17 protein-coding genes are annotated in these 16,647 nt (G+C 49.4%); 9 read left to right on the forward strand and 8 right to left on the reverse strand.

Annotated elements, in window-relative coordinates:
- Positions 1–62: 62 nt before the first annotated feature.
- The 9 genes from B4W65_RS13620 to B4W65_RS13660 all read left to right on the forward strand — a co-directional run bounded on the left by B4W65_RS13620 (position 63) and on the right by B4W65_RS13660 (position 9,483).
- Positions 63–623, forward strand: coding sequence for a TlpA family protein disulfide reductase (locus B4W65_RS13620; RefSeq protein WP_088655718.1), 561 nt, complete (start codon positions 63–65; stop codon positions 621–623).
- A gap of 210 nt (positions 624–833) precedes the next feature.
- Positions 834–1,451: a nucleotide exchange factor GrpE gene (locus B4W65_RS13625; RefSeq protein WP_088655719.1), complete on the forward strand. Its 618-nt coding sequence runs from the start codon at positions 834–836 to the stop codon at positions 1,449–1,451.
- A gap of 16 nt (positions 1,452–1,467) precedes the next feature.
- On the forward strand, positions 1,468–2,625 hold the full coding sequence (dnaJ, locus tag B4W65_RS13630; RefSeq protein WP_088655720.1) for a molecular chaperone DnaJ: 1,158 nt from the start codon (positions 1,468–1,470) through the stop codon (positions 2,623–2,625).
- Positions 2,626–2,635: 10 nt separating this feature from the next.
- Positions 2,636–3,562, forward strand: coding sequence for a hydrogen peroxide-inducible genes activator (locus B4W65_RS13635; RefSeq protein ID WP_088655721.1), 927 nt, complete (start codon positions 2,636–2,638; stop codon positions 3,560–3,562).
- Positions 3,563–3,680: 118 nt separating this feature from the next.
- Entirely contained in the window at positions 3,681–4,358 is a 678-nt protein-coding gene (locus B4W65_RS13640; RefSeq protein ID WP_088655722.1) for an OmpA family protein, read from the forward strand.
- 27 nt (positions 4,359–4,385) lie between these two features.
- Positions 4,386–4,991 (forward strand): porin family protein, encoded by a 606-nt coding sequence (locus tag B4W65_RS13645; protein ID WP_088655723.1) that lies wholly within the window; start codon positions 4,386–4,388, stop codon positions 4,989–4,991.
- A 130-nt stretch (positions 4,992–5,121) separates the two neighbouring features.
- Positions 5,122–6,519 carry a glycoside hydrolase family 88/105 protein gene (locus B4W65_RS13650; RefSeq protein ID WP_088655724.1) on the forward strand — a complete coding sequence of 466 codons (1,398 nt, stop codon included), beginning with the start codon at positions 5,122–5,124 and terminating at the stop codon, positions 6,517–6,519.
- Positions 6,520–6,571: 52 nt separating this feature from the next.
- Positions 6,572–7,912 carry a TolB-like translocation protein gene (locus tag B4W65_RS13655; RefSeq protein WP_205741287.1) on the forward strand — a complete coding sequence of 447 codons (1,341 nt, stop codon included), beginning with the start codon at positions 6,572–6,574 and terminating at the stop codon, positions 7,910–7,912.
- A gap of 20 nt (positions 7,913–7,932) precedes the next feature.
- Positions 7,933–9,483, forward strand: a complete 1,551-nt coding sequence (locus tag B4W65_RS13660) for a rhamnogalacturonidase (RefSeq protein ID WP_088655726.1) — start codon at positions 7,933–7,935, stop codon at positions 9,481–9,483.
- Positions 9,484–9,509: 26 nt separating this feature from the next.
- Here the strand turns inward: B4W65_RS13660 and B4W65_RS13665 are convergent, their stop codons facing one another.
- The 8 genes from B4W65_RS13665 to hisH all read right to left on the reverse strand — a co-directional run bounded on the left by B4W65_RS13665 (position 9,510) and on the right by hisH (position 16,646).
- Positions 9,510–9,899 (reverse strand): SRPBCC domain-containing protein, encoded by a 390-nt coding sequence (locus tag B4W65_RS13665; protein ID WP_088655727.1) that lies wholly within the window; start codon positions 9,897–9,899, stop codon positions 9,510–9,512.
- A gap of 89 nt (positions 9,900–9,988) precedes the next feature.
- The gene (locus B4W65_RS13670) at positions 9,989–10,954 is read right to left on the reverse strand and encodes a glycoside hydrolase family 43 protein (RefSeq protein ID WP_088655728.1); all 966 of its coding nucleotides are present in this window, start codon (positions 10,952–10,954) and stop codon (positions 9,989–9,991) included.
- Positions 10,955–10,966: 12 nt separating this feature from the next.
- Positions 10,967–12,100, reverse strand: a complete 1,134-nt coding sequence (locus B4W65_RS13675; protein WP_088655729.1) for an endo-1,4-beta-xylanase — start codon at positions 12,098–12,100, stop codon at positions 10,967–10,969.
- Positions 12,101–12,130: 30 nt separating this feature from the next.
- Positions 12,131–13,597 carry an MFS transporter gene (locus B4W65_RS13680; RefSeq protein ID WP_088655730.1) on the reverse strand — a complete coding sequence of 489 codons (1,467 nt, stop codon included), beginning with the start codon at positions 13,595–13,597 and terminating at the stop codon, positions 12,131–12,133.
- A 287-nt stretch (positions 13,598–13,884) separates the two neighbouring features.
- Positions 13,885–14,484: a bifunctional phosphoribosyl-AMP cyclohydrolase/phosphoribosyl-ATP diphosphatase HisIE gene (gene hisIE / locus B4W65_RS13685; protein ID WP_088655731.1), complete on the reverse strand. Its 600-nt coding sequence runs from the start codon at positions 14,482–14,484 to the stop codon at positions 13,885–13,887.
- Between the two features lie 17 nt (positions 14,485–14,501).
- Positions 14,502–15,260 (reverse strand): imidazole glycerol phosphate synthase subunit HisF, encoded by a 759-nt coding sequence (gene hisF, locus B4W65_RS13690; RefSeq protein WP_088655732.1) that lies wholly within the window; start codon positions 15,258–15,260, stop codon positions 14,502–14,504.
- Between the two features lie 34 nt (positions 15,261–15,294).
- Positions 15,295–16,035: a 1-(5-phosphoribosyl)-5-[(5-phosphoribosylamino)methylideneamino]imidazole-4-carboxamide isomerase gene (hisA, locus tag B4W65_RS13695; RefSeq protein WP_088655733.1), complete on the reverse strand. Its 741-nt coding sequence runs from the start codon at positions 16,033–16,035 to the stop codon at positions 15,295–15,297.
- A 2-nt stretch (positions 16,036–16,037) separates the two neighbouring features.
- On the reverse strand, positions 16,038–16,646 hold the full coding sequence (hisH, locus tag B4W65_RS13700; RefSeq protein WP_088655734.1) for an imidazole glycerol phosphate synthase subunit HisH: 609 nt from the start codon (positions 16,644–16,646) through the stop codon (positions 16,038–16,040).
- Between the last annotated feature and the right edge of the window lies 1 nt (position 16,647).

Raw genomic sequence — 16,647 nt, forward strand, 5'->3', positions numbered from 1 at the left:
ACGGTGGGGTACCAATTAAAAAGCGGAATTTTGTACCGTAGTTATTCACGAAATTAAAACACATGAGATTTAAAGCAGTAGCAACAGCAATTTTTACGGGTCTTTGTTTCCTGTCCTTTATGAACAGCTCTTCGGAGCCTTCTGAGGGACTGATGGTGGGTGACAAGGCGCCGGAAATTGAGGGTCATCTGCTGGACGGGACTCATTTTTCATCTGCCCAATGGGAAGGGAAAATGGTGCTGGTCGATTTTTGGGCGTCGTACGACGCGCCATCCAGAGTGAACAATTATAGAAAGAAGCAGCTGCTCGAGCAGTACAAGAATGCCCTTTTCCTGAATGGGGAGGGATTGGATGTGGTAAGTATTTCGCTCGACTGGTTCAAAAGTCCCCTTTACAATTCCATTGAAAGGGATCAGTTGGAAGATTTTGCACATTTGTGCGACTGGAAAGGAAGCGATTCGCCTCTGGCTCAGGCTTTTCAAGTGGATGGACCCTCTGAGGTGTTTCTGCTGGATGGTTCTGGCCGTATCGTAGAGCGTGGTAATGATTTGGAGGAGATAGCTGTTACGCTGGAGCGTTTGGCTACTGTTGATCAGACGCGTTTTGCAGCTTATAGGCGTTAATCGTCCAACGGCAAACAGTTATTTATTTTTGGGATTAAGTAACTTGAAGAAAGACAGTGTCGGCTTACCGACACTGTCTTTGTCATTGTAACAGGTGGAAGGAGGTCCTTTATGGCTTTCCCTGTCAAAATGTCTTAAGGGGTCAAATTGGCAAAAAAATTGAGTAGTTTTGCAGGATTCAATAAAGAGTGTCTATAAAAAATACCAGATATGAGCAAGAAACAAGCAAAAGGTAAGGAAAAGGAACTGAAAAAGGAGGTGGAGCAGGATGAGCACAGCACTGAATCGCCCCTTGATGCGGAACAAGTGAAGGAGGAGAACGGTGATGAAACGGATGCAGCCCCTGAAGAAGCTGCGGAAGCTGTCCCCTGCGATGAAGACAGAGTGGCAGAGCTGGAGAAGCAGTTTGCCGATTTGAACGATAAGCATTTGCGCCTGGTGGCCGAATACGACAACTACCGTCGGCGTACGCTTAAGGAGAAGATGGATTTGAGCAAGAGTGCCGGAGAAAAGATTTTCAGCGGCATGTTGCCCGTGGTTGATGATTTTGAACGGGCCCTGCAGCATCTGGAGGCGGCCTCTGATTTGGAAGCTGTGAAAGAAGGAATAAGCCTGATTTACAATAAATTCCTGGCTTACTTGTCGCGCCATGGCGTTCAGGTTATGGAAACCAGGGAGGTGGCTTTTGATGCCGATATGCATGAAGCAGTAACCAAGATTCCCGCCCCGAGCGAAGACCTTAAGGGTAAAATTTTGGACTGTGTAGAGAAGGGATATTTGCTGGATGATAAGGTCATTCGTTTTCCCAAGGTGGTAGTAGGAGAATAATACTAAAGTACCCGATATGTCAAAAAGAGATTATTACGAAATACTGGAAGTAAGTAAGAATGCTTCCGCAGACGAAATAAAAAAGGCCTACCGCAAAAAAGCCATACAATTTCACCCCGATAAAAACCCGGGCAATAAGGAGGCGGAAGAAAAGTTTAAGGAAGCTGCTGAGGCCTATGAGGTGTTGAGCAATGAGGACAAGCGCAGACGTTACGACCAGTACGGACATGCCGGTGTTGGCGGCGCCTCGGGAGGCGGCGGCTTTGGTGGCGGTATGAGCATGGACGACATCTTTTCGCATTTCGGTGATATTTTTGGTGGTGGCTTTGGTGGTTTTGGTGGCGGCTTTGGCGGTTTTGGCGGAAGTCGTGGCGGCCAGCGTGTCAATAAAGGCTCCAACCTCAGGGTTAAAGTGAAACTGACCCTGCAGGAGATTGCCAATGGTGTGGAAAAGAAAATTAAGGTAAAAAAATATGTGAGCTGCAGCCACTGTAAAGGTACGGGAGCTGCCAACGGTTCTTCTTACAGCGATTGCTCCACTTGTCGTGGTACGGGTCAGGTTACTCGTATCAGCAATACGATACTGGGACAGATGCAAACAACTTCTACCTGTCCCACCTGTCAGGGCGAAGGGAAAATCATCACCCATAAGTGTGCTGAGTGTAACGGAGAAGGTTTGATGCGTCAGGATGAGGTGGTGACCATTCAGATTCCTGCCGGTGTAGAGGAAGGTATGCAGCTTTCTGTTTCGGGTAAGGGAAATGCTGCCCGCCGGGGTGGTATCAATGGCGACTTGCTGGTGCTGATTCAGGAAGAGGCGCATCCCGAATTGATCAGGGACGGCAGCGATCTGATTTATAATCTGGTATTGAGTGTGCCGGATGCCATTTTGGGCGCAGCTGTAGAAATTCCGACTGTGGAAGGCAAGGTGAAAGTAAAAATAGATGGCGGCACGCAGCCGGGTAAAATATTGCGTTTAAAGGGGAAGGGACTGCCCGAAATAAATGGTTACAGACGTGGCGATTTACTGGTGCGGATCAATGTTTACATTCCCAAGGATTTGTCGAAGGAGGATACGCGTTTGGTGGAGAAGCTTAGGGAGTCGGAGGTTTTTGCCCCCGGTGCCGATGCCGGTCAGAATTTTTTCAGCCGGATGAAAAACATGTTCGATTAAGTAAGGCTTCATGAATATTCAACAACTGGAGTATGTTGTGGCGCTGGATGAGCACCGGCATTTTGTCGCCGCTGCCGAGAGCTGCTTTGTCACCCAGCCCACGCTTACCATGCAGCTGCGCAAATTGGAAGAAGAGTTGGGGGTTCAGCTTTTTGACCGCTCGCGCAAACCCTTGAAACCGACACCTGAGGGGGAGTTGTTTATTGTTAGGGCGCGCAGGATATTACGGGAAATTAATGAGCTTCATGGCGCCTTGAATGGGGAGAAAAATACCCTGGAGGGGGAATACCGCCTGGGGATTATTCCCACCCTGGCGCCCCATCTGTTGCCGCTTTTTCTTCCTGCTTTCGTGGGGCGTTTCCCCAACACGCAGTTGCGTATTGAGGAAATGGAGTCGGAAGGCATTATTAAGGCCCTGCAGGAAGACCGGCTGGATTTGGCCATAATGGCCACTCCTGCCGGGGAGCGCGATCTGGAAGAGGTCGTTTTGTTTCATGAGGCTTTTGTGTTTTATGGACCGGAGGGCCACCCGCTGCTTAACGAAGAGGAGTTGTCGTCTGATTTGCTGGATGTGGCCCAGGTCTTGTTGCTGTCTGAGGGGCACTGTTTTCGCTCCCAGGCTTTGAATCTTTGCAAGAGTCAATTGAGTCACCCCGCCTTTAATTTTCACTACGAAAGCGGCTCTATTGATACGCTTAAAGCTTTGGTCCGTAAAGGAGTGGGCTATACCTTGGTGCCTGAGCTGGCCCTTGGAGCCGCGGATGCACCCCATATTAAACGTTTTGCGCAGCCCCAGCCGGTTCGTGAAGTGAGTCTGGTTTGTCACCGCAGTTTCAACCGCAGTTTGTTGTTGGAGGCCATAAAGGACTTGGTGCGGGAGCACTTGCCGGCACATATTACACGGCCACGGGAGATTGTGAAAATTAAGTGGCGTTAATTGCGTTGTTTTATAAAACAGGAGCCCCCAGTATAGGGGGTTTTTTGTTGAAACATTTGACATTGTCGGTATTATTGACAAAATTACCACTTGTTTTATTAATCTTAATGAAAACATCATGACTAGAAATCTTAAGAAAATTACTTTCGCCGCGCTTATGCTGGCTCTTGTAATGAGTGGCTGTAAGTCGCTCACAGGGACTCAGAAAGGGGCCATTATTGGCACCGTTGGAGGTGCTGCAGCAGGGGCCATTGTGGGGCGTACCGCCGGGAATACGGCAGTGGGTACGGCTGTTGGTGCTACCGTGGGTGGCGTTACCGGAGCCATTATTGGCAACAAAATGGACAAGCAGGCCGAAGAGATGAAGGCCAAGCTGCCCGAGGCTAACGTTGAGCGTGTTGGGGAAGGCATCATTGTTGAGATGCCCAACAACATTCTTTTTGGTTTTGACAGTTCCGATTTGTCGACTGAAGCCAAAGGAAATCTCGATCAAATGATGACTGTGTTCACCTCTTATCCCGATACCGATATTGAGGTGCAGGGGCACACCGACAGCAGCGGTGCAGAGTCCTACAACCAAACGCTTTCTGAGCGTAGGGCCAATGCGGTTACCTCCTATCTGTTGGGTAAAGGAATCGCATCAGCGCGTATTAAGACCGTAGGTTATGGGGAGACTTCACCCAAGTATTCCAACGATTCTGCTGAAGGGCGCGCCCAAAATCGCCGCGTAGAATTTGTTATTACCGCCAACGAGAAAATGATTCAGGAAGCCGAACGTGAGGCGGCTGCCCAATAAACTTTTTTACCAACCTTAATTTTATAAATGATGAAAAAAACAATGATGGTTTTGCTGTTGTCTCTGCTTGTAGGTGGCAGCACACTTTTTGCTCAGGGTCTTGGCCTGCGTGCCGGCTTGAATTTTCAGAATTTGACGGGTGATGGTGTTGAGGATGGTAAGATGGCACCGCGTTTCAATATTGGTGTGGATTATGAAATAGCCGTTGCTCCCGATTTTTATTTTGCTCCTGGTTTGCTTTTTGCGACCAAGGGTAGTAAGTTCGAATTTTTGGGAGAGGATATTCAAATAGGTTTGAATTATTTGGAGGTTCCCTTGAATCTGGTATATAAGCCTGTTTTGGGTGATGGAAACCTGATTGTTGCCTTTGGGCCCTATGTGGGATATGGTCTGGGTGGCAAGGCCAAATCAGATGAGGGAGATACGGATATCGAAATGGGTTCAGAAGAAGAAGAAGGTAGTCTTTTTAATTATAAACCTTTGGATGTTGGTGCCAACATTGGTTTTGGCTACATGTTTGGTGCAGGTCTGTCCCTGCAATTCAATACCCAACTCGGTTTGGTGAACATCAGTCACGAAGACGATGCCGTTAAGAACACCGGTTTTGGTCTTTCTTTGGGCTACCGGTTCTAGGGCTTAAAACAATTTCAAATAAAAGCGAAACAAAGAAGTTCAACTTCTTTGTTTCGCTTTTTTATTGATTTTTATATCTTGCAGGTTCTATTGTGTTGTATTTACAATTTATAAGATAATGCTACTTACTATGAAAAAATCCGGATTGTTTTTGTTGCTTTTTGTACTGGTTGCCGGTCTTACGTCCTGCCAGTCGTCGGGCTCTGCTGGTGAAGAGGCTCCGCTTACCGATGCCAATACGCCACTGCACTTGTTGCAGCCTGATTATACAACTCCTTATCGGGTGCCCGAGAAGCGGGAGATTATAGATGTGTTGGATCGGGTGTATGGGTATTTGAGTGAGGTGACCCCTATGGGGTTGGTCGACAGAGCGTCGGGTGCTGCGGTAAGCGATTATGCTGAAATTAATGAAAACACCATTTTTGAGAAGGGGGATTTTAGGTTGACCAGTTACGAATGGGGGGTTACCTATGCCGGAATGCTTTTGGCGGCTGAGGTTACCGGCGACCAACGCTATGCCAATTATACCTACGACCGCCTGAAGTTTTTGGCTGAGATTCAGCCTTATTTCCTCAAACTGGGGGAGGAACATCGTTCTTACGCGATGCATTCGGTTATTCATCCTGGTGCCCTGGATGATTCGGGCGCTTTGTGTGCCGCGATGATTAAGGCCAAGCTGGCGGGGCAGGAAGACGATCTGGACGCCTTGATCGACAATTTTATGGCCTACATCAGTAATGGGCAGTTTCGTTTGGAGGACGGGACTTTGGCACGCAATCGTCCCATGCGTAATTCGCTGTGGTTGGACGATCTTTTTATGAGTGTTCCGGCTCTTGCTTATATGGGCCATTATTCGGGTGACGATGCGTATTTTGACGATGCCGTGAAGCAGGTTTTGCAATTTTCCGGGCGCATGTTCAATGAGAGCAATCAACTCTTTATGCATGGCTGGATTCAGGATATGGAAGAGCATCCTCAGTTTCATTGGGCACGGGCCAATGGTTGGGCAGTAATGACTATGGTAGAGCTCCTGGAAGTTTTGCCCGAGAATTATGCCGGACGGGCAGAAGTCCTGGCGCTATTGCAAAAACACATACGGGGTTTGGCCAATCATCAGGGAGAGGATGGCTTTTGGCATCAGCTGATTGATCGCAACGATTCGTATCTGGAGACCTCGGCTACGGCCATTTATGTTTATGCAATAGCCCGGGCCATTAACAGAGGCTATGTAGACGCTCAGGTTTATGGCCCCATGGTAACCCTGGCATGGAATGCTGTGGCTGGCCAGGTCAATGAGAAGGGGCAGGTAGAGGGGACTTGCGTGGGAACAGGAATGGGCTTTGACCCTTCGTTTTATTACTATCGTCCCATTAGTGTGTATGCTGCGCACGGTTACGGTCCTGTTTTGTTGGCCGGAGCGGAGATGCTTGCACTTTTGGAGCAGACGCATCCGCGTATGAACGACAGTGCCATTATCTTTTTCCCTGAGGCTGTGCAGGCAGATGGGCCCATTTTTGAGTTGAATTAATGTTTTTTGCCTGCCTGCCGGGTGGCAGTCAGGCTGTTTCGGAGGAGCGATTATGAGTGTGAGAATCAGGAGAATGGGGCTTTTGCTGCTGGTGATGGTCTTTTTAGGGGGTGAGTTGTTGGCGCAACTGGGTGCCAGGTTCCCATCTGAACGTAGGGTTGTAGTGGATCCTGTTACAGGAACCGAGTTGGTGTTCCTGACGCGTTCGTCGGCTGGTGATTCTAAAATTTATCAAACGCATAACCAGTGGACTGCAGACGGGGAATGGTTGATTTTTCGTTCGGACCGTGTGCCTGGTGAGGCTTTGGCGGTGAATGAATCGACTGGTGAGATGGTGCAGGTCACCGAAGGCGGATATGTGGGGATGCTTAATGTTTCGCGCAAAACCATGCAGCTGTATTTTATGCGGCCCAATAAGCAGGATGAAAAGGCTATGGATGTAATGGTGGTTGATTTGGCGGCTCTGTTTCGTGACAGTGCTGCTGGTCGACTAAAAAAGGCCCGTCATTATCAGCGCGTTTGTGCTACTGTTCCTGCATCTTATGGGGCGCATGGCGATATGGCTTTAGATGCTGAAGAGGATTGGTTGTGGTTTAGGGTGGGGCGTGCAATGGCGGCTGCAAATCTGCCGGGCGAGGTGCCTTTGGCTGAGGCTTTTGGTCCCCGTAAGATGGGGGCGGGACCTGGTGGTTTGGCCGGGGTTCATCTCGAAAGCGGGGAGTTGCGGTATGTGACCTCGGTACCTTTTCAGGTGGGGCATGTGCAAACGAATCCCTGGGTGGCGGGACAAATTGTTTTCTGCTGGGAAACGGGTGGAAAGTCGCCTCAGCGCACCTGGGTGGTAAATGCCGATGGCAGCGGACTGCGTCCTTTGTACCCGGAGTCGGAGTATGAGTGGGTGACGCACGAGGCTGTGATCAGTCCCGATGAGGTGGCTTTTGCCATTATGGGGCATCGCAGTATTCCCGGAGTCGGGGAGACTGCCGAAGGTACTGGGGTGCAGGGGGCAAATCCTGGTCAGGAGGCGGCATGGGGCCCTTCCGGAACCCGTGAGAAGCCTACGGGCTTGGGGGTTGTTAACATCAATACCAGAGAGATGTATATTGCCGGTCAAATTCCTTTTGGCAGTGGCTTTTGGCATGTTGCCGGTTCGGCCGACAAGCGCTTTTTGGCTGGGGACGACTTTGCGCGCAATGTTTATCTGATTGATCGCCGAAATGGTGAAATGCTGCTTTTGTCGGCGGGACATAAGACTTCTGCGGCGGACCATCCACATCCGACTTTTAGCCCCGACGGGAGCCGTATTCAGATTCAGAGTGCTATGTTGAGTGAGGATGGCAGGAGTATGGATATTTGCATTGTTCCGGTGCCCGAGGAGTGGTTGAAGAGATGAATGATGAAACGATACGTATTATGAAGAAAAGTTATTTCAAGGGCTGGGCTGTGTTGGTGCTTATGTTGCTTCTTCTTTTGCCGCAAGCACTTCGGGCCGGACGCTTTAATGTGCGGGATTTTGGTGCTCAGGGGGATGGACGTACTTTGGATACGGATGCCATTAATGCTGCAGTTGATGCTGCCACTGAATTGGGTGGAGGAACGGTGTATTTTCCTGCCGGTGTTTATCCTTCTTTTTCTATTCGTTTGCAAAACAATATCCGGCTTCTTTTGGATATGGGGGCTACCCTGCTTGCTGCTTCTCCGGACGATTATCCTGGTTTTGGCTATGATGCAGCAGAGCCCAATGTGTGGGGCGACTCGCTCGAATATCAGGATTTTGGACACAGCCACTGGAAGAACAGCTTGATTTGGGGAATTGGTCTGGAAAATATTGTGATTGAGGGGCACGGTTTGATTGATGGACGGGGCTTGGTCAAGCATGGGAGCCGTAAACCTGGTTTGGGCAATAAGGCCATTGCCTTAAGGGCGTGTCGGAATGTGACCATCCGGGATCTGCGGATATTTCGGGGCGGGCACTTTGGTATTTTACCGACTGGGGTGGATAATATGACAATCGACAATCTGAAAATAGACTCGAATCGGGATGGAATCAATATCGATTGTTGTAAGAATGTTCGCATTACCAATTGCCAGATTAATACGCCCAACGACGATGCCATAGTTTTGAAGAGCAGTTTTGGTTTGGGCTATGCCCGTGTTACTGAGCAGGTCACCATCAGTAACTGTCATGTGTCTGGATACGACTTGGGCAGTATGCTCGACGGCAGTTATCAAACCAGGCAGGAGGCGGCGCCCGATAAAGGGGCGGTAACGGGTCGCATTAAACTGGGCACTGAATCCAACGGAGGGTTTAAGAACATTACGATCAGTAACGTGACTTTTGATCATTGTCGTGGTTTTGCCCTCGAGTCGGTGGATGGGGCTGTAATGGAGGACATCAGTATTTCCAATATTACTATGCGCAATATTCTCGATTCGGGCTTTTTTATTCGCCTGGGGCGCCGAATGCGAGGGCCCGATGGGGTGCCGGTGGGAAGAACGGCGCGTATTCAGATCAGTAATGTCACTATGACGGGCGTTCCTCCACGTTATTGCGCCATGATTATGGGTATTCCGGGGCACCCGGTGGAGGGGGTTCGCATCAGCAATGTTCAGATGTTGGTAGATGGTGGGGCCAAGTCGTCTCAGGCCGCTGTAGTGGTGCCTGAAAATGAGGAAGGGTATCCCGATCCGATGTATTTTGGGGATTTGCCAGCCTATGGTTTCTATATTCGGCATGCCGGCGACTTGCAAATGGACAATATCCAGGTGCAAACGAAAAAAACTGACGGGCGTCCTGCTTTTGTTTTGGAGGATGTTTCCGATGTGCGCTTGTCTAACATTCGCAGTGGCGCGAGCGAAAAGGGACAGGCTTTGGTTTTGCGGGATGTACGTGAGGCCTTGTTGCTTGAGTTTGATGGCTGGGAGCGCCGAACCTTTCAACAAGTCAAAAGCCAACGTTTTTAGCGGCTCTTATTAGTGACGGCCTGGGCTTATTCTATCTCGAGAAACTCTTTAATGGCTCCCAGTATGAATTTTTCCCAGCCTTCGGCGATGTCGTCGAAGGCTTCTTCGGGGATGTTGGTGTGCAGTACATCTACCTGCACTTTTCCGCCCTGGGGGAAGATTTTGATGGTGGCCAGAGAGGCTGCTTCCTGTTCGCCAAAGTACCATTGCTGGATAATTTTGCTGTCGGGTTCCAGTTCCAATATGCGGCCGCTGATATCGCCTTCCCACATTTCAAATTCGCCGGGAATTTGTTCAGGCATGCTGGCTGGGTAGCCCGACCATAATTCTATGGTAAAGGGATTGGTTAAGGCGGCGTAAACATCTTCGCTTTCTGCCTTGATTTTGATGCGTGTTTTAAAGTCTCGGACTGCCATAGTGTGCTGTGTTGTTTGTCGACAAAGTTAAGAAAAAAAGCCCCGGTCGTTGTCGACCGGGGCGCATTAGCCAGAGAACTGTTGAACTACTATGGGTAATCTACCGTAATGGTCTCAATAGAACCGTCTTCCCGATGGGTTAAATCTGCGTAGCGAATGCTCCTAAGGGGAGTAACACCAGATATTTCCACATCATGGAAGAAAATATACCACTTGCCTTTGAATTCAACTACCGAATGGTGGGTGGTCCATCCCGAAACGGGATTGAGCACTACGCCCTGGTAAGTAAAGGGGCCGTAGGGCTTGTTTCCGGTGGCGTAGCAAATCTTATGCGTATCGCCGGTGGAATAGGTGAAGTAGTATTTGCCTTTGTATTTGTGCATCCAGGAAGCTTCGAAGAAACGACGTTCGTTATCGCCCTGCAGCAAGGCCTGGCCGTTTTCATCCAGAATAACCAAATCTCTGGGTGTTTCGTCAAATTCGAGCATGTCGTTGCGCAAACGCGCCACCTTGGCGCATAGTGCTTCTTCGTGGTCTTCGGGCAGAACGCCGCACTGCAAAGCCTTGTTGTTGCGGTACCACTGCAACTGTCCACCCCAAATGCCGCCAAAGTACATATAGTGGCTGCCGTCATCGTCCTTAAATACGCAGGGGTCGATGGAGTAGCTGCCAATCATGGGAGCAGGCTGGGGCACAAAAGGGCCTTCGGGTTTGTCGCTGATGGCTACGCCTATTCTGAAAATATCGGTTTTGTCCTTTACCGGGAAGTAGAGGTAGTATTTGCCGTCTTTATAAGCGGCGTCACTGTCCCACAACTGTCGGCCCGCCCAGGGAATGTCCTTGATGTGCAGGCCAACTCCCTCGTCCACCGCTTCGGTATCGATGTCCTCCATCGAAAAAATGTGGTAGTCGCGCATGTCAAAATGGGAGCCCAGATCGTCCTCGGGCACACCTGTGTCTTCGTCGTGGGAAGGATAGATGTAGAGTTTGCCGTTGAACACGTGCACTGCAGCATCTGCAATGTAAATGTCTTTGGTTAAGTGTTTTCTAATCATTTTTCCTGTTTTTTAAATTGGCTGTTGCTGTTGGGCCATTTCCATAATTACAGCTACCCCTTCTTTGGCCTTGTAGTTGCGGTCGAACAATAAGGGGTAGTCGGTACGTCCTCTGATGGGCCAGTAGTTGCGCCATGATTGACCGTCGTGAACGCCCCAAAAGGTCACCCGGTCGATGACTTCATGATTTCGCAGAAACATTTCAAAGAAGCTGGAGTAACGGTCCATAAGCGCCCGGTTCGCATTTTCGCTGATGCCGTTGACGTAGGGATTGTATTGTTCTTCCAGTTCGTAATTCAAAGATATTTCAGCAGTAAGCTGCTCCGAGGGCCAGGGCAATACGGTGATGTCCAGCTCGGTGATCATGGTTTGGATGCCCAGACTGGACAACTTTTGGATTGCTGCTTCCATCTCCTCTACCGTAGGCGAAGTCATCGTTAGGTGCCCCTGCAGCCCCACGGCATCTACGCGTACCCCTTTTTCGATAAGGTCTTTCAGCATATTATAAATGCCGTCCCTTTTGGCAGGAGTAGCTACCGAATAGTCGTTGTAATAGAGTTCGGCCTCGGGATCGGCTTCATGGGCAAACTCGAAAGCGAGTTGCACAAATTCAGGGCCGATGATTTGCACCCACTTGCTGTCGCGCCAGCTGCCATCGTCGAGTATGGTTTCATTTACCACGTCCCAGCCCTTTACGCGGCCCTTGTATCTGCCTACTACGGTTTGTATGTGGGTGCGCATGCGCTCAATCAAAACATCTCTTGCTACCTCGTTACCCGCTTCGTCAACGAAAAGCCAGTCCGGCGCTTGCGAATGCCATACCAGGGTGTGTCCCACAACATGCATATCGTTGGTCTCTGCAAACGATATGAAGGCGTCCGCCTCATCCCAAAAGAATGTTCCTTCGTTGGGTTGAAGATTTTCCATCTTCATGCAGTTTTCTGCCACGACCGAATTAAAGTGTTTGCGGGTGAGTTCAATGGCTTCAGGTTCTTGTCCTGCTATTTGGCTTGTGTTGAGTGCGGTTCCGATTAAGAATTTGCCATTGAAGGCCGTTTTGAGTACCGGCTCGGCAGGTTGGGGACTGCTGCATGACCAGAGTCCTGCAAGCAGGATTACGGCGGTACTGATCCATACTGTTTTCATAGCGTGTATTTTTTTATAAGAATTTGTAGCTTATTGCTGGCGACGTGCACCCAGCTCTCTTTCCAGCATGACTTCTTTTTCTTTGTTTATTTCATAAAACAGCATGGCTGCAATGGCCACAAAGAAAGTGAGTGCAGGGTAAATACTCATGGTCATTAAAACCCCGTTGATGGCCTGGTCGCTTTGCACCGACAGCAAAGGGTCGTAGCCATAGGAGGCCAAAATGCCTGAAACCAGAGAGCCGCCAATGCTGAGTCCTGCCTTAAGTCCAAATATCATCGCTGAGAAGATGATGGCGGTGGCACGTCGGTTGTTTTTCCACTCCGAAAAGTCGGCCACATCTGCGATCATGGCCCACAACAACGGGATGGTTAAACCGTAGAAGAAGCCATGCACTATTTGCGTAATAAATACCAAGCCTATGTTGTTGGGCCCGATAAAGAAGAACATGAATTGTGCTATGGCCGAAATGGTAAGTGCCCCGATAAAGAGATCGCGTTTTCCGTATTTGTCTGCAATGGGTTTGGACAGTGCAATGGCAATAATCATCAGGATAATGCCCGAAGCGTTGAAGAGGCTGAAGGCGGATGATGCCGGATCCTCCGGCCAATGGAAACCATGTAAGCCCATCCCGGTAAGCAGTCCGTTGAGTCCGTCAATAAAACTGTTGAATCCTATGGCCGATAAAAAGGCCGCGGTTTCGGCTTCTTTCAGATAGTTTTCGAAATAGTAGATGTAAACCCCGCCCTTCAATGAAAGGGTAATGAAAATAAAAACGGTAACAATGAGCATGATTACCCAGGGCTTGTTGTGCATCAGATCGGAGAGGTCTTGCCGCACGCTGGTTTTGTTTTCTTGTGCGGGTACAACACGCTCCTTGGTGGTTAAGAAGGTTATGATGAAGAAAAGCACACCCACTGCCGCAAAGATACCCATCACTTTTTCAAAACCAACAGCCCGGTCGCCTTCGCCCAAAATCAGCACCAGCGGAAGCAGAATTACTTGAACCACAAATTGAGCTATGGTTACTGCCGTAAAGCGATACGATGAAATGCTGTTGCGTTCCTTCATGTTACCGGTTAATACACCGCTGAGTGAGGCATAGGGCAGGTTGTTGGCCGAATATACCAGCACAAGCAGGACGTAGGTAATCATGGCATATATGATTTTGCCTGTAGGACTGAAGTTTGGGGTGCTGAAGGCCAAAAGAGCTACTACGCCAAAAGGTATGCTGGTCCATAAGATCCATGGTCTGAATTTACCCCAGCGGGTATTGGTCCGATCGGCAATAACGCCCATAATGGGGTTGAAGAAGGCGCCAATCATACCACCAACAAAGATGATGACGGTAGCCGACTTGCCCGGGATTTGATAAACATCGGTGTAAAAGTAGGCCAGGAAGGTCATAAGGGTTTGAAAGATGAGGTTGGCGGCCAGGTCGCCAAGGCTATAACCTACCTTTTCGAGAACGGAAATTTTTTCTGTGCGGGTTTCCATGAAATGTGGTTTTTATGTGGGGCAGCGTTTTGTTAATAAAAGTTTGCCATTGTTTTCAGAGGTAAAAATAGGCCCAAAGGCTGAAGTTCGGATGGACTTTGAATTTATTTACCCCATATAAACAGAAAAATCCACTTTTGAGGAGAGCTGTCTGCTTTTTATGCACTTTTTGATGATAATTTTACCAAAAAAAGAGGGGATGATGAAGGGTTTTATGCCTTTCATCATCCCCTCTTATATTTGCACCGTGCGATCTTTTAGGTGCTTTTCGAAGCTTGCTTTGGGCTTTACTTATGTCGTTTTTTTAGTTCTCTGGCCAGGTCTTCAAGGCGGTAACCTTTATGCGTCAGTAAAACGATGAGGTGGTACAAGAGGTCGGCGCCTTCGTAAAGAAAGTTTTCATCGTCGTTGGCCATAGCTCCAATGATGGTCTCCACGGCTTCCTCACCCACTTTCTGAGTAATTTTACGGGTGCCCCTGTTAAACAAAGAGGTGGTGTACGAGCCTTCGGGCATCTCCTTTTTACGAAGGTCGATAAAGTCCTGCAGGTGCTTTAAAAACAGCAGGTCGTCTTGTTGGTTGACTTCGTTCCAGCAGGTGTCGGACCCGGTGTGACAGGTGGGGCCCATGGGTTGGCACTTGATCAACAAGGTGTCGTCGTCGCAGTCGGAGGAAATGGAAACCACTTCCAGAAAGTTGCCCGATTCTTCGCCCTTGGTCCACAAGCGCTTTTTGGAGCGGCTGTAAAAGGTTACCCGCTTTTCTTTTTGGGTTTTTTCCAGCGCTTCGGCATTCATGTAGCCCAGCATCAGTACCTTGCCGGTGAGGTGGTCTTGTATGATGGCCGGAACCAGTCCGTCACTGGTTTTGGAGAAATCTACTTTCATGATATTTACTTTTATGGTTAGCGAACCGGGATGCCCTGCTCGCTCAAATATTCTTTCAGAAGGGGCACCGATATTTCATTGTAGTGAAAAACGCTGGCAGCCAGAGCAGCATCGGCCTTTCCTTGAATAAAAGCATCTCGGAAATGTTCCATGTTCCCTGCGCCCCCTGAGGCAATTATGGGAATGTTCAAATCTTCGCTTAAGCGGGCCAATGCTTCATTGGCAAAACCCTGTTTCACCCCATCGTGATCCATGCTGGTAAACAGGATTTCTCCGGCACCGCGGTCTTCTGCCTCTTTGGCCCAGGAAAACAGTTTTTTCTCCGTGAAAATGCGCCCTCCGTTCACCGTTACCGTCCAGTCTCCAGCCGCTTCTTCCTGTTTGGCATCAATGGCCACTACCACAAACTGGCTGCCAAAGTGGCGCGAAAGGTTGTTGATCAATTGGGGATTACGCACGGCTGCCGAATTGATGCTTATTTTGTCTGCACCCGCATTCAACAGCGCTTCCGCATCGCTCAGCTCGGAGATGCCTCCCCCTACTGTAAAGGGAATATTGATGTGGCGGGCAATGCGGTGCACCAGGTCGACAAAAGTCTTACGTCCCTCGTGACTTGCGGTGATGTCCAGAAAAACCAGCTCGTCTGCCCCCTGTTGGGCATAGGCCGTCGCCAATTCAACCGGGTCGCCCACGGTTTTTAATTCAACAAACTTGACACCCTTCACGGTCATGCCGTCTTTGATGTCGAGACAGGGAATAATTCTTTTGGCCAACATAAGCTTTGGTTTAAGGGGTTTGTATACTTCTATACTATTGCATTAATTTTTCCAGGTCTTTCAGGGCAATGCGCCCCTCGTATATGGCTTTTCCGAAAATTACGGCCGGAACGCCGGCTTCCTGAAGGGCTTCGATATCTGCCATCTTGCTTACGCCTCCGCTGGCAATCAGATAAAGGTCCGGAAAGCGCGCCAGGATGTCCCGATAGAGTCCGTTCGCCGGTCCCTCCAACATGCCGTCCTTGCTGATGTCGGTGCAAATGGTTTGCGTAATGCCTTTTGAGCGGTAATGCTCCAAAAAGGGGAAAAGCTCCAGGTCGGAGGTCTCCAGCCAACCCGAAATGGCTATTTTTCGGTCCTTAACATCCGAGCCCAAAATGATTTTATCCGGGCCGTATTGGCCAATCCAGCGTTCGAATTCTTCAGGCTTTTTAACCGCAATACTGCCGCCCGTTACCATCTGCGCCCCACTTTCAAAAGCAATGCGCAAATCGTCCGTGCTTTTTAGTCCCCCGCCAAAATCAATCACCAAGCCGGTTTTGGCAGCAATGCGTTCGAGCACTTTGTGGTTGATGATGTGTCCGGCTTTGGCTCCGTCTAAATCCACAAGGTGTAACCTTCTAATGCCATGATTTTCAAACTCCAGAGCCACCTCTACCGGGTCTTCGTTGTAGACCTTTTTGGTGGAATAATCGCCCTTGCTCAGGCGTACACATTTGCCATCAATCAGGTCGATGGCCGGTATGGGTTCTGTTTTTGGGGCGTTATGACTCATTATTACAGCTCAATAAAACGTTTCAGGATGCGCAGACCAACCGGTCCGCTCTTCTCGGGGTGGAATTGTGTGGCGAAATAATTGTCCTTTTGAAGGGCAGCACTAAAGGGCAGAAGGTAATTGGTGCCGGCTGCCGTATGCGGCCCCAGGGCCGCATAGTAACTGTGCACAAAATACACGTAACTGCCTTCCATACTTTGGTCGAACAAATCGCTTTTCAAATTGCTGATTTGGTTCCAGCCCATGTGTGGAATCTTAAGATTGTCGGGGTTGGGCCGGGGCAGGACAAACTTGCGAATGGGCTCGTCGAAGATGCCCAGGCAGTCGACCCCTCCCTCTTCACTGTGACTGCCCATGAGCTGCATGCCCAGACAAACGCCCAGTAAGGGTTGCCTGAGTTGGCAGATGAGCGTGTCCAGTCCCTTTTCTTTCAAAAAGGCCATGGTGGTACTGGCTTCGCCCACGCCGGGAAAAATGACCTTGTCGGCGCGACTTATTTTTTCCGGGTCCGCAGTTATTTCAGCCCGATAACCCAATTGAATCAGGGCGTTGTTCACCGAGCGAATATTGCCGGCGTTGTATTTTATGATGACAATTTCGGGTTGCGCCATT

The sequence above is a fragment of the Geofilum rhodophaeum genome (genome assembly GCF_002210225.1).
Classification (GTDB): domain Bacteria; phylum Bacteroidota; class Bacteroidia; order Bacteroidales; family Marinilabiliaceae; genus Geofilum; species Geofilum rhodophaeum.